The 11798-nt window shown below is 52.1% G+C and carries 12 protein-coding genes and 1 tRNA gene; 4 read left to right on the top strand and 9 right to left on the bottom strand.

The genetic code is table 11. The annotated features are described in order from the left end of the window. Positions 1–49: 49 nt before the first annotated feature. The 9 genes from AC6I1V_RS01180 to AC6I1V_RS01220 form a co-directional block, all read right to left on the bottom strand. Positions 50–655 (bottom strand): recombinase family protein, encoded by a 606-nt coding sequence (locus AC6I1V_RS01180; RefSeq protein WP_303866792.1) that lies wholly within the window; start codon positions 653–655, stop codon positions 50–52. Between the two features lie 29 nt (positions 656–684). After that, entirely contained in the window at positions 685–1137 is a 453-nt protein-coding gene (locus tag AC6I1V_RS01185; RefSeq protein WP_497736790.1) for a protein MobC, read from the bottom strand. A gap of 45 nt (positions 1138–1182) precedes the next feature. Further along, entirely contained in the window at positions 1183–2370 is a 1188-nt protein-coding gene (gene mobV, locus AC6I1V_RS01190; protein WP_497736791.1) for a MobV family relaxase, read from the bottom strand. Positions 2371–2570: 200 nt separating this feature from the next. Continuing rightward, the gene (locus tag AC6I1V_RS01195) at positions 2571–4352 is read right to left on the bottom strand and encodes an AAA family ATPase (protein ID WP_497736792.1); all 1782 of its coding nucleotides are present in this window, start codon (positions 4350–4352) and stop codon (positions 2571–2573) included. Continuing rightward, entirely contained in the window at positions 4345–4563 is a 219-nt protein-coding gene (locus AC6I1V_RS01200) for a helix-turn-helix transcriptional regulator (protein ID WP_278732728.1), read from the bottom strand. The genes AC6I1V_RS01195 and AC6I1V_RS01200 overlap by 8 nt, the downstream gene beginning before the upstream one ends. A 125-nt stretch (positions 4564–4688) precedes the next feature. Further along, complete coding sequence (locus AC6I1V_RS01205; protein WP_497736793.1) at positions 4689–5729, bottom strand: hypothetical protein; 1041 nt, start codon at positions 5727–5729, stop codon at positions 4689–4691. A 38-nt stretch (positions 5730–5767) separates the two neighbouring features. Next, entirely contained in the window at positions 5768–5920 is a 153-nt protein-coding gene (locus AC6I1V_RS01210; RefSeq protein WP_497736794.1) for a hypothetical protein, read from the bottom strand. Between the two features lie 36 nt (positions 5921–5956). Continuing rightward, positions 5957–7141: a tyrosine-type recombinase/integrase gene (locus AC6I1V_RS01215; RefSeq protein WP_497736795.1), complete on the bottom strand. Its 1185-nt coding sequence runs from the start codon at positions 7139–7141 to the stop codon at positions 5957–5959. A gap of 239 nt (positions 7142–7380) precedes the next feature. After that, positions 7381–7453: transfer RNA gene (locus AC6I1V_RS01220), tRNA-Glu, on the bottom strand. Between the two features lie 287 nt (positions 7454–7740). On the opposite strand from AC6I1V_RS01220, the gene AC6I1V_RS01225 reads away from it, so the two are divergent. The 4 genes from AC6I1V_RS01225 (at position 7741) to AC6I1V_RS01240 (ending at position 11789) form a co-directional block, all read left to right on the top strand. Continuing rightward, the gene (locus tag AC6I1V_RS01225; protein WP_497736796.1) at positions 7741–8889 is read left to right on the top strand and encodes a tyrosine-type recombinase/integrase; all 1149 of its coding nucleotides are present in this window, start codon (positions 7741–7743) and stop codon (positions 8887–8889) included. Positions 8890–8980: 91 nt separating this feature from the next. Further along, positions 8981–10006: a Fic family protein gene (locus tag AC6I1V_RS01230; RefSeq protein ID WP_486853697.1), complete on the top strand. Its 1026-nt coding sequence runs from the start codon at positions 8981–8983 to the stop codon at positions 10004–10006. 229 nt (positions 10007–10235) lie between these two features. Beyond that, positions 10236–11318, top strand: a complete 1083-nt coding sequence (locus AC6I1V_RS01235) for a hypothetical protein (protein WP_486853698.1) — start codon at positions 10236–10238, stop codon at positions 11316–11318. Between the two features lie 246 nt (positions 11319–11564). Next, on the top strand, positions 11565–11789 hold the full coding sequence (locus AC6I1V_RS01240; RefSeq protein ID WP_204626627.1) for a helix-turn-helix domain-containing protein: 225 nt from the start codon (positions 11565–11567) through the stop codon (positions 11787–11789). Positions 11790–11798: the final 9 nt, after the last annotated feature.

The following is an 11798-nucleotide window of genomic DNA, read 5'->3' on the forward strand; positions in this document are numbered from 1 at the left end:
GCTAGAAGGAAAAAAAACGGGTGGCGGCCAAGTACACTTTATCGACATATTATGGACAATTTTTTTTGAATGACTCCGCACGAATGCGGAATGTGGAACGAGCCATGCCGGAACGTTTTGCCGCTTCCGATGTCGAGATGGCACCCTCTGTCCATAAGGTATATGTTTCCGGAAAATTTGGGGGAAGCGGTCGTGGCGCGTGCCCGAACCGCACGCCGCTTTGCTTGGCTGCCGCAATCCCCTGAGCCTGTCTGCTGCGAATATTCTCCCGTTCGTTCTGAGCCACAAAGGAAAGTACTTGCAAAACAAGGTCGGCAATGAAGGTGCCGAGCAGGTTTTTGTCGCGCCGTGTGTCCAGCAGTGGCATATCCAGCACAAAGATGTCTACGCGCTTTTCCTTGGTAATTATCCGCCACTGTTCCAGAATCTCCTCGTAATTTCTGCCAAGCCTGTCAATGCTTGTAATACAGAGCTGGTCACCCGGCCTGAACTTTTTTAGCATAGCCTGATATTGTGGACGCTGAAAATCCTTGCCCGACAGTTTATCCATGAAAATGCGGTCTGACGGGATGGCTTGCCGCTCAAGGGCGATGCGCTGACGGCTCTCGTTCTGATCTGTACTGGATACGCGAATATATCCGTAAGTTTCTGCCATAAGATTTTCTCCTTTCAGTGGATTTATGTTCATAGTTCATCATCGGGTATATCAGGAGTAATGAAGCTGGAGCGTTGTTCGCGTTTCGGAGGATGCGGGGGTGTGTCTTGCTTCTTTGACTTTCGCCCTTCCCGTTGCCGTCTGGCTTCGGTCAGATACTTGGTCAGAGTTTGGGACTTCACATCAATGCCTTTTTCGTGCAGGCGTTCGACAATCTCCTGTGTATCGAAGCCGCGCTTTCTCATCCGTTCCAGTGTCGGGGCCAGAGCAAAGACGGCTTCTTTGACGGACATGGCTCTGTTCCCCTCCAGTGTGACGGAAGCGGGTTTGAGAGTGGCGAATTCCTGTCTGATTTCCTTCAACTGAGTCGCGGTAATGGTCATGGTGCTTTTCCTGTGGTTCGCCGGGGCCATGCCCCGGATTGGTGTTTTGTTTTTCCGGTCGAGCGGGACGGTCGCCCACGCTTCACGCAAGTGAAGCATAGTGGGCTATATCTTCGGCCTGTGCGAAGATTTCTCCCCGACGCCTTACCTCATCCTCATGCCACGAGCGGTCATCGCCTGCCGACGCTCCCTGTCCCGCGTTACCTGCTCCTGCCGCTGCCGCTCATCTTCCTGCTGCCGCTGAAGCTGTTCGGCACGCTTGCGTTCCACGAACTCGATATGCAGCGGCCGGATTTCCGGCAGAAGCAGAAATTCCCGATAACCTGCCATGAGCCTTTTCATTTTCTTCAACTGCTTCTCCAGCTCCTCTTTTTCCTCATGGCTTTGTTTTCTGTGGGCCGTGTATCCCGCTTCAAGCTGCGTCAGTTTTCCGCGAAGGGTATCCACTTCCCGTTGCAGTGCTTCTTCCCGCAGCTGGACAAGGTGTTTGACGGCAAGCGCCTTTTTCAGTTCTTCAATGAGGGATGAGGCTTTTTTCAGCACGGACGGATAATTGAGAAAAGAGGCTTTCGGTAGATCGGTCTCCTCCCGAAGTACCTTTTCCGCTTCCTCAGCCTGCCGCTCATACGCTTCAATGCTCTTTCTCAACTCTTCCTCACGCTGTTCCAATGCGCTGATAAGCTGCCGTGAATTTCGGGAAGTCTCTTCGGATTCCTGAATCAGTTTCTCCAATGCTTCCTGTTGCTGCTTGAACTCGCGGGTATCCAGATGCCTTTTCGCGGAACCGGGTGTCTGTTCCACGCCGCGTTCAATGGCGAAGCCCCGGCTTTGCAGATAGGCGGGAAGCTCGGATTGCAGTTTCCGCAGACTCTGGCGGGTATAAATTTTGTTGGCGTTGAGCCTCCCTTCCGGCGTCACCGGTACATGAAGGAAGTGCATGTGCGGCGTCTTTTCATCCATATGAACCATGGCGGAAATGACATTCTCCGCGCCCACAAACTCCGTGAGAAAGGCCTTGCTCTCCTCAAAGAAACGCCTTGTTTCCTCCGGCGTGAGGCCATCAAAAAACGTCTTGTCCGAGGTGACGATAAGCCCGCACATGCGCACGGCGTCCTTTCTCACGGCCTTGACCAGCAGAAGCTCGTCAATGCGATTCTGAATGGCCTCGGCATAGTTCGACGAGGCGGCTTCGTGCAGCTCGTAGTTCGCCGCGCTTCTGTCGTAGTCAATATCGGGGTTGCTGTGGCTCTCCCGCTCCCGTCGGTTGTGGCTCTGGATGCCGCGTATGGCCTCCTTCTTGAATTTGTCCATGTGGAGTACGAGATAGGACATGGCAATACTTCCTTGTATCAATGGATGTCCCGTTCTTTCTGTGACAGGAATGCGGGACACTTTTTCAGTTTACGCGGGACAAGAATTGAAAATCTGTTCGGATTTGGCTGGACTTCATAGGATGACAGATACGATGATGATTACAGGTGTCCCGCTGTACCGGCGCTTAAGCAGCGGTACAGCGGGACACCTGAAAATGGTCAAGCAAGACCTTCCAGTTTTCTTTTCAGTCTGTGGACAGACGATTTTGATTTTCCCATCGCCTCGGCGCAGTCACGAATGCTGTATCCCTCGCCGAGCAGCCTTTTCAATTCCTCCAGTTCCACATCTTCAACGTCCCGAACCCGCCAATGCAGGGTATTGCCTTCAGTAATCAGGTTGGCTTCAAAGGGTTTGGCGTCATCGCCCAATATGCCCCGCGCCTTGGTCAGGTGAACTTCAAACCGTGCGCCTTCGGCCATGCTGTATTCCCTGGGCCTGCGCAAACTGATCACCGTGTCCATAATGTCTTCTCTGGCGCTGGTGCCGCGCTGGTCGCCGGATTTTCCGGCATGATGGATAAGCAGGACGGTCATCCCTCTGCGCCGTAACTCCAGCAGCCACGCCTGCATGGTCTGCCATGACTGAGACTCGTTTTCCTTGCCGGTGCGGCACAGGGTTGCGATGTTGTCCAGCACAACCATGTCCACGTCTTTCAGAAACGGCTCAATCATGGCCTGTCCGCCGGCTGTGGACAAATCCGGCATGGGGCAGGGCTGTAGATCCGGTGTGATGAGCGCCATGTTTTTCAACGTATGCGGAGGAACAGACATGCCGTTGACAAGAGCGGAAAGACGGTTCTGCATAGACGTGGCGGGCATTTCCCCATCCACATACAGCGTCCGTTTGGGCATCGGCGCACGCCAGTTGAACACGGCTCCGCCGGAAGCCACCGCAACGGCGATGCTCAACGCGGCGAATGTCTTGCCTATGCCGCGCGGGGCGTACAGGATGCCTATGCCCTGTACCGGAAGAACGGGCGATAAAAGATACCTCCGTTCAGGTATGGACATGGAAAGAAATTCGCCCATGTCCAGAGCGATAAGACCTTGCTGTTTGGTCAGCGCCGTTTCCAGTTGCGAGCGGACGGCCTCAATGCCTTCAATCTGGTGAAGGTCATTAAAATCCGTACCGTTGTCGTCGGTGAAGTGGGGAAACAGAAGTTGAGCGTTTGCGAGGCCGGCTGCATCCTCCCCCTTCCTGAGTCCGGCTTCGTCATTGTCGCCGCAAATGATGATGGTCTTGTCCGGAAAGCGTTCTTTCACGGTCTTGGCCACTCTCGCGAGATTGTTTGCGGAAAAGGCCACATAAACCGTCCAGCCTGTGGCAAGATGGATACTTGTACCGGTGGCAAACCCCTCACAAACGGCAACGGGCTTTTCCGGCTGCCCCTGAATGATGAATTGTCCTCCAGATACCTTGCCGCCCACGAGAAAACGCTTTGTTCCATCAGGATAGATGCGTTGCAGACTTTGCAGATTGTTTGCGGCATCCATAACAGGAATAAGCAGAGAGCCGTCCCGTGCCTGCCGTATGCCTTCCAAAGCCGGAATGCCCTTGCGGTGCAGATAGGGATGGTTGGCGTCGCACATTCGTGCCGAGTTCCATTCCTGTCTGGCCAGTTGAGCTGCTTCAGCATGGCGTTCGGCATATTCCGCTTCGCGTTGCCGCTGTATGGAGTGTTGGCGTTCCCGCCATGCGGAAAGTTCGGACACGGAAAGCGTTTGCTTTTCTTCTGTGCAGAACGTGCCCTGTTCACCATTTTCCCAGTTGCACCACCAAAGCGTCGCAGGGACATCGACATGCGCGATATATGCGCCGTTCTGTTTGTGCGGTTTGGTCTGGGTGGGACAGCGATGCAAGTTCCCGTCCGCCATGATTTCGGCCGGAATCAATCCCTTGTCGGTCAAAATGTCCCGAAAGGTTTGCAGGGGATTATTCATGATTCTCTCCCTGACGGCCAAGGCTTTCGATAAATGCGGCAATTTCCTCCGCCCGCCAGACTGTTGTTCTGGGACCGAGCTTCACGGGTTTGGGATAACGTCCTGTGCGACATCCCTCCCACCATGCACTCTTGCTTATGGGAATCATGCTGAGAACCTGAGGCAGACGCAGAAGGCCGTGGACGGGGATGGGAGCTTGATGCTGTTTCATAAAAAAAATCTCCTGAATCTGGTTGGATTTCAGGAGAATCTGGCACACGTCAAACAATTCCCGTGAGGGAATCGGACGGGAAAATGACGGGAAAATCCAAAAAAGATGGGAAAGCGACAGGCTGGTCACGCCTTGATTATGGTGTATGTCTCCGCTTCCTTGAGGAGCATATCCATCAAATTGCGATAGGATTTGTCGTCCCTGTACTCTTTGCCCGCAAGCAAGCGCCCCACATGTGTCTTTCTGCCCTGCGGGGTTTTGTGACTGGTCTCGGATTTTTGAGGACCACACCAGTACAGAAGAACATAAGCGATGACCGAAAGAGGATACTTTTCTTTCATGGCGTCACGGACGGCGGCATCCGGCCTTCCTTCCCAAACGGCTCCGGGAATACGAAAAACGAGTTTTCCATCCTGCGGTGCCCTTTCACACAGGGGAACTGCCGCCGCTTTGTCGGCAACGGACGATTCCGGCGGAGCTGCCCGTAAAAGGGATTCCACAAGGGCGCGGGTGATGCCTTTTACTTCCCGGCGCAGGGGATAATGGCGGAGCTGCCTGATGGCGGCGTCCCTGTCCACCATTATGGTATCGGTAAAGATATGCGCAATGAAGTGATAACTTGAGGCGGGCATGGAGAATATCGGCTTCTCAAAGAGAGGCGAGTCCGGTGAATACTGCTCGAAGATGTCTTCTGTTTTCAGTCTCTCCAGACCGCTGAACAGAAATTCTCGTTCCTTGGGAAAGACAGACGCCGTATCTTCAAAGGATTCTTCAAGAATAACATCCATTCCATATCGCAGGGAGTTAAGAGGAACAACTGTCGATATCATTCTGAAAAATTCCATCACGTCAAAGCCGAGCAGATACGTCTGAATGCCTGTATCCGGTTCTGGAGCTGAAGGAAATTCCGGGAGCTGTGTTCCGTATACTACATGACGGCTCGCGACAAATGCCTGCCAGCAAGTCTCATATACTCCGCGCCATAATTCCAGTGGCTGAACGGCGTCAGGCCAAAACGCCTGAACAAGCATTTCACCTTCTTTGGCTGTCAGGCCATACGCCTGCCGTACTCTGCCTATGGTAATGTTCTGCCGGTCTGTCATGGAGGAAAGGATACCCTGTCGCCAAAAGATGGACAACAAAAAAACAGCGGCAGGGATAGTCATGTACCTTCCGTGCCGCTGTTTATTGAAAACAGGCGTTGTCAGCTATACCACGCCCGGATTATATCCATGTCGTCATAGCCGTATTGTCTCATACGTTCCTTTTCTTCCTCGCTCCAGCCGGTGTCGTTGCTCGTCACCTGCGTCTCGCCTTCTATTTTCCCGATGGAGATACAAACATTACGGTCGTTCATGGTGTCCTCTTTCATGCTTCTCCCTGATTTTTTCCTTTATGTGTTGCGTAATCCGTCCAGATAGTCAGCCCATGCCTGCATCATCTTTCGGCGCTCAGGCAGATATTCCGCATAATTGTATGCCGCCCGCACTTCGTCTTGTTCCCCGTGGGCAAGCTGCCGCTCTATCCAGTCCCGGTTATAGCCGAGTTCATTGAGCAATGTGGAAGCGATGGAGCGAAAGCCGTGCACGCTCATTTCGTGTTTCTGGTAGCCCATGCGCCGGAGCGCATTGAGCATGGTCGCATCAGAAATGGGCCGCACCTCCGTGCGGATGGAGGGAAAGAGGAATTTTCCCTCCCCGGAGTATTTCTTAAGTTCCCGAAGAATGGATATTGCCTGTCTGGACAAGGGAACAAGATGCTGACGGCGCATTTTCATGCGTTCCGCAGGGATGCGCCATTCCCCGGCCTCAAGGTCGAATTCTTTCCATTGAGCGGCACGCAGTTCCGTGGGACGGGTGAAGACCAGCGGAGCCAGCTTCAAAGCGCAGACCAGAGGAAAATAACCTTCGTAGGCGTCGATATCCCGCAGAAGCTGACCGACTTTCTCCGGTTCCAGCACTGCCGCCCGGTGAACAGTTTTTCGCGGTCGTAAGGCTCCCCGCAGATCGGCTGCGACATTGTGTTTCGCCCGGCCCGTGATGACCGCATAGCGGAACACCTGACTGATGATTTGCAATACTCTCCGGGAAGTCTCGTAGTTTCCCCTCTGTTCCAGAGGCTTGACGACCTCCATAACGTCCCGTGTCTCAAGTTTGGCGATGTGCGTTTTGCCGATGCGCGGAAAGATGTAGGTTTTCAGCCGGTACATGACGGTTCCCTGATGCTTTTCAGAAAACTCCGCCATGCGGGTTTCATGCCATTCTCTGGCGATATTCTGAAAACTGTCGCGTTCCGCCGTGGCTCTGGCCTGCCGCATCTGTCGTTTATGCTCTGCCGGGTCGATGCCTCTGGACAACATACGCTTCGCGTCTTCGCGGCGTTCTCTGGCATCCTTGAGAGATACGGTAGGATATTCCCCGAAACTGAGCAGCTTGCTCTTTCCGTCAAAACGGTAGGCCATTCTCCAGAGCTTGCTTCCACTGGTGGGAATGAAAAGAAACAGACCTCCGCCGTCGAAATATTTGCGGGGCCTCAGGTCGGGTTTCAGACTGCGGATATGGGTATCGGTAAGAGGCATGGGCACTCCCTGGCTGTCGTTGGACGAAGAGATACCCACATGGATAAAAATATTTTTGATTCCGCGCAGTTATTCATGTAGGTATCAGAAATGTCATACCACATTTCTACCTACGGATATACCCATAAAATGTTTGGATGCAAGCGGACGAGGCTGGACTTCGGGAAACCATACCGGAAAGAAAAAACAAAGAACGCCAAGATGTTATGCATCTTGGCGTTCTTCATTGTACTCAAATTTGGCGTCCCCAAGCGGATTTGAACCGCTGTTGACGGCGTGAAAGGCCGTGACTGTCATTTTGACCGACTTTACCCCCACTTTTACTAAATTATATATTTCATATAGTTATTTCATTTTTCTCCTGCCAAAAAGCCGCCAACTTCGATTGGACTTTATGCCGTTTGTGGGGCATAGTGTGGGGCAGATGAAAACGGCTATTTCCGCCGTTATCAACGGATTAAAGCCCATTCTATCCCGTATATGTGGGGCAGAACACACCAAAAGAGGTTAAAGGCAATATGGCAAGCAGAAAAAGACAGTCGGTCGTAGGCTATGCGGGAGTGTATTTTGTTGAAGTTCCACGTTCAACAGGACATGGGTTGGAAAAGGTCTATTACATTCGATACCGCAAGCAGGGAAAGCTCATCGAGGAAAAAGTCGGCGGGCAATACCGCGACAACATGACCGCCGCCAAAGCCTCCAGTATCCGTGGACTCCGTATGGAAGGCAAAGACGCCTCCAACGAGGAAAAGCGTATTGCCGTTCGCGCAGCAAAGATGGCTGAGGAATCACGATACAGTTTCAACAGATTGTGGAGTCTGTTCGAGGAAGCCAAAAGCTCCAATCGTTCCATCAAGGATGACCGTATCCGCTTCAACCTTCATATCGCTCCTTCTCTGGGAACGAAAAGCATTCCCGAACTGACCATCCACGATATAGACAAGCTCCGCGCCAAACTGGAAAAAGCGGGCAAGTCTCCGCAGACCGTCAAGCACGTTCTGACTCTGGTCAAACGCATACTGAATTTCGCCTTGCAGAAAGGATATGTCGACTTCATTCCCGGCACTCTCCGCATCACCATGCCCACCGTTGACAACAAGGTCACGGAGAATCTTACCCATGAGCAGGTCCAGAATCTGTTGAAGGCGCTGGACGAAGAGCCGGACCAGACGCTGGCGTCTCTCGTGCGTCTGGCTCTGTTCACCGGGATGCGCCGCAGTGCCCTTCTCAACCTGCAATGGGAAGACCTTGATTTTGAGCGGGGATTCATCACATTGCGCGGCACAGTTGCCAAGAAAGGCAAAACGGAAACCATCCCCATGAACGACCAGGCTCGCGCTATCCTGACTGCCCTGCCGCAGACCAAAAGTCCTTACGTTTTCCCCGGTCGCTATGACGATAAACCGAGGGGGAACATTACGGACATGCTCAGGCGAGTGAAAGAGAAGGCGGGATTGCCGGAATCATTTCGCCCCCTGCATGGGTTGCGCCATTCTTTTGCCTCATGGCTGGCAAGTTCCGGGCAGGTGTCCATGTACGAGCTGCAAAAATTGCTGACTCATTCCAGTCCGCAGATGACCCAACGCTACGCTCACTTGCATGATGACGCGCTGAAAAAGGCTTCCGGTGTGGCAGGCTCTCTGTTTGGAGCCATACAAAATGCTCCCGAAGCGCCGTCTTCTCAAAACGGGCCGGATACGCTAAAAATTCGTAGAACGAAACGGTCTGGCCGGGAAAAGGGCGCATGAACCATCCTTGCAGCCAACACCTGTACCCGCATCAAGCTCACCTTGTTGTAACCTGCCTTGATACATATCTGAACAGGGAGGAATGCGCCGCATGACGTATCCGCCATACACCATCACCAGCGCCATCCTCAAACGTGTGGCGAACATCAGCGAACAGCTTGCCGCACGTGCCGCCCTCAGGGGGCTTGCCGTGGACCTCCTGTCTCCGCATCTGCGGCGGGAAAATCGTATTCGTACCATCCATGCATCTCTTGCCATTGAAAACAATACGCTCAGTCTGGAACAGGTGACGGACATTATTAACGGCAAGACGGTTATTGGGCCGCCCCGCGATATTCAGGAAGTACACGGCGCAGTGTCCGCCTATGAAAGACTGGATACATGGCAACCCCACAGGCTGGAAGATATGCTGTCGGCTCACGCAGTACTCATGCGCAATCTTGTGGAAAGGCCCGGCAGTCTCCGCACTGGCGGCGTAGGCGTTTTTCAGGGCAACAGAGTCGTACACATGGCCCCGCCCGCTCACCTGGTGCATGAACATCTGAAAAAGCTCCTTGGCTGGCTGGAAAAGACGGACGAGCATCCACTGGTTTCGAGTTGCGTCTTTCACTACGAATTTGAATTCATCCATCCGTTTGCGGATGGCAACGGTCGCATGGGACGCCTCTGGCAAACGCTCATCCTCAGCAAGTGGAATCCTCTTTTTGCCTATCTGCCGGTGGAAACCATTGTCCGTAATAGGCAGGCCGAATATTACGACAGCCTTGGTCGTGCCGATGCACAGGGAGAAGCAACGGCCTTTGTGGAGTTTATGCTCGCGGCCCTGAACGATGCCGTGACCGATATCCCAAGCGACCAAGTAAGCGACCAAGTAAGCGATCAAGTACGACGCTTACTGGAGGCTCTTGGGCAAGGGGAAAAAAGCGCGGCTGAGCTGATGGATAATCTGGGACTGCGCCATGCACCTACATTCCGCAAAAATTACCTGTCGCCCGCACTGGAGGCCGCTCTTGTTGAGCGAACAAGACCGGATGCGCCCCGCAGTCCCTTGCAAAGATACAGATTAACAGCGGCGGGAAGAAGAATCGCCAACGGCAATGCTCACCAGTCAATGTGAACCTGATAATGGCCTGCGTCATTCCTTTGCCGCGTGGCTGGCCAGTTCCGGGCAGGTGTCCGCTCCATTGCCCTGAACGACAGTTGCCCCTCCTACACGACAATTTTGCAGCAAGTTGTTGCAAAATTGCCGTGGGGCCATACCATGTTGCTTATCAACAAGCTCAAAATGGAAAACGAGCGTTGAAGAGATTGAAAAAGAACTGGATACAGGTAAACAGGAATAACACATGCTTCCTTCATCAACAAAATTAACCCTTTTACAGCGTGGCGTAGCACAAAAATGTGCGGTATTTTGCACATACATTATCAGCATTACTTTTATAGCATTTATTCTCGATTGGTTGGACAAGAAAACCTTTCTGAAGATCGTTCATGAAGTAAATAAACAAGGCTCTATTTCTGAGCAGGCTGTCAATGCTTTTACCATTCTCATTGAATCGCGTGATGGAATATTCTTTCTTAATCTTATTTTTATTGGAATTATTTTCGGAGTTATCGGCTTGCTTATCATTCGACAATCCGCAAAGCTCCAATGGTCAAAACCAGTTGTTCTCCCCAAGGTTATTGAATTCAAACAGGCCATGCAGCATATCGGCATACATACCCCTGAAGACAGGATAGATTTTGTTCGCAAGCAGGGAGTTCCTGTTTTTATAGCATCCGAACCATTTCTTGAACTGGAACAATATAATGTCCCCGTACGCCTGTATGCCTTTGCGTACAATTCAAATCTTAGCGATGCGAATATTTTCAACACGTATATCGGCCAACAACGTCTGTGTCTTGACGCTGCCGATTATGAATATCTTCTGAAAAAGTATGGACAGGAAGCCCTTTCTGCCTATGCAGCGCGTATCCGCGATCTGGAAGAGACCATCACCAATCTACAGGGCGCATTCTCGGTACAGCAGACAAAAATGAATGAACTCACGGAGCAAAATCAGGCATTGCTCGCTGAAAAAGTTGAATACCAAAATAAAAAGCGAACCCTTTCCGGCAGAGAAAAGAGCTTGGAAAGCCGGGAAAACGCCAAGTTGCCTGTCCGGCGTATTTTCTATCCTTTGGTGAATCGACTCATTGCCGAGGCCAAGCCGGGAACAAAGTACACCCGTACCCAAATTCAGGAAGAATTTTTGCGGGAACTTGATTCCTTCCCCGAACTCAAGCCTGCGGTTCGGGACGCACTTCATACCCCCAAAAAAGCCAAAAACAACACTCCCTTTGAGTTGGCAGGCTGGGCTATGGAAGAAATTCGTCTTGCCCTGGGAGAGTACGCTCAAACAAGTCCAGGGCGCGACAGGGAAAGCTGAATTTCCGTTCTAATCTCTCAGCTCTGTGAAATATTTTTTGCGGCACCCCACACAACTCAATATTTTTTAATAATCTGAAATTATTAAATAAACATAAAAATCTCCGAGATTGACAGAACTCGGAGATTTTTTCTTTTCTCCGGCACGGCACCGAGAATTTTATTCTTTTTCAAGACCGGTATCCTTCCTTCAAACACCGCCTGCCATGAATTCACGCGGGCAATCCCATGAAAGAAGGATACAACCATGACTCCCAAACAAAAGCTCAATACTCAGGAAGCGGCTGCCTATCTCGGCATCCAGCCCAACACTCTTGAAGTCTGGCGCTGCAAGCATAAAGGGCCTCGCTACGCCAAACTCGGCACTCGCGTCATTTATGACAAGGCAGACCTTGACGAGTTCTTTGCTTCCCGTTCCATAGAAACGCTGGAAAGCGCCAAACGCGATCGCCGTTACAGGAACCAGCGATGAATCCCCGTC

It is taken from the genome of Bilophila sp. T19-St14 (genome assembly GCF_059728385.1).

Bases quoted from the DNA above. Each gene is read 5' to 3' on its own strand.
- AC6I1V_RS01180 (WP_303866792.1), bottom strand. From the start codon at position 655: ATGGCAGAAACTTACGGATATATTCGCGTATCCAGTACAGATCAGAAC.
- AC6I1V_RS01185 (WP_497736790.1), bottom strand. From the start codon at position 1,137: ATGCTTCACTTGCGTGAAGCGTGGGCGACCGTCCCGCTCGACCGGAAA.
- mobV (WP_497736791.1), bottom strand. From the start codon at position 2,370: ATGTCCTATCTCGTACTCCACATGGACAAATTCAAGAAGGAGGCCATA.
- AC6I1V_RS01195 (WP_497736792.1), bottom strand. From the start codon at position 4,352: ATGAATAATCCCCTGCAAACCTTTCGGGACATTTTGACCGACAAGGGA.
- AC6I1V_RS01200 (WP_278732728.1), bottom strand. From the start codon at position 4,563: ATGAAACAGCATCAAGCTCCCATCCCCGTCCACGGCCTTCTGCGTCTG.
- AC6I1V_RS01205 (WP_497736793.1), bottom strand. From the start codon at position 5,729: ATGACTATCCCTGCCGCTGTTTTTTTGTTGTCCATCTTTTGGCGACAG.
- AC6I1V_RS01210 (WP_497736794.1), bottom strand. From the start codon at position 5,920: ATGAACGACCGTAATGTTTGTATCTCCATCGGGAAAATAGAAGGCGAG.
- AC6I1V_RS01215 (WP_497736795.1), bottom strand. From the start codon at position 7,141: ATGCCTCTTACCGATACCCATATCCGCAGTCTGAAACCCGACCTGAGG.
- AC6I1V_RS01230 (WP_486853697.1), top strand. From the start codon at position 8,981: ATGACGTATCCGCCATACACCATCACCAGCGCCATCCTCAAACGTGTG.
- AC6I1V_RS01235 (WP_486853698.1), top strand. From the start codon at position 10,236: ATGCTTCCTTCATCAACAAAATTAACCCTTTTACAGCGTGGCGTAGCA.
- AC6I1V_RS01240 (WP_204626627.1), top strand. From the start codon at position 11,565: ATGACTCCCAAACAAAAGCTCAATACTCAGGAAGCGGCTGCCTATCTC.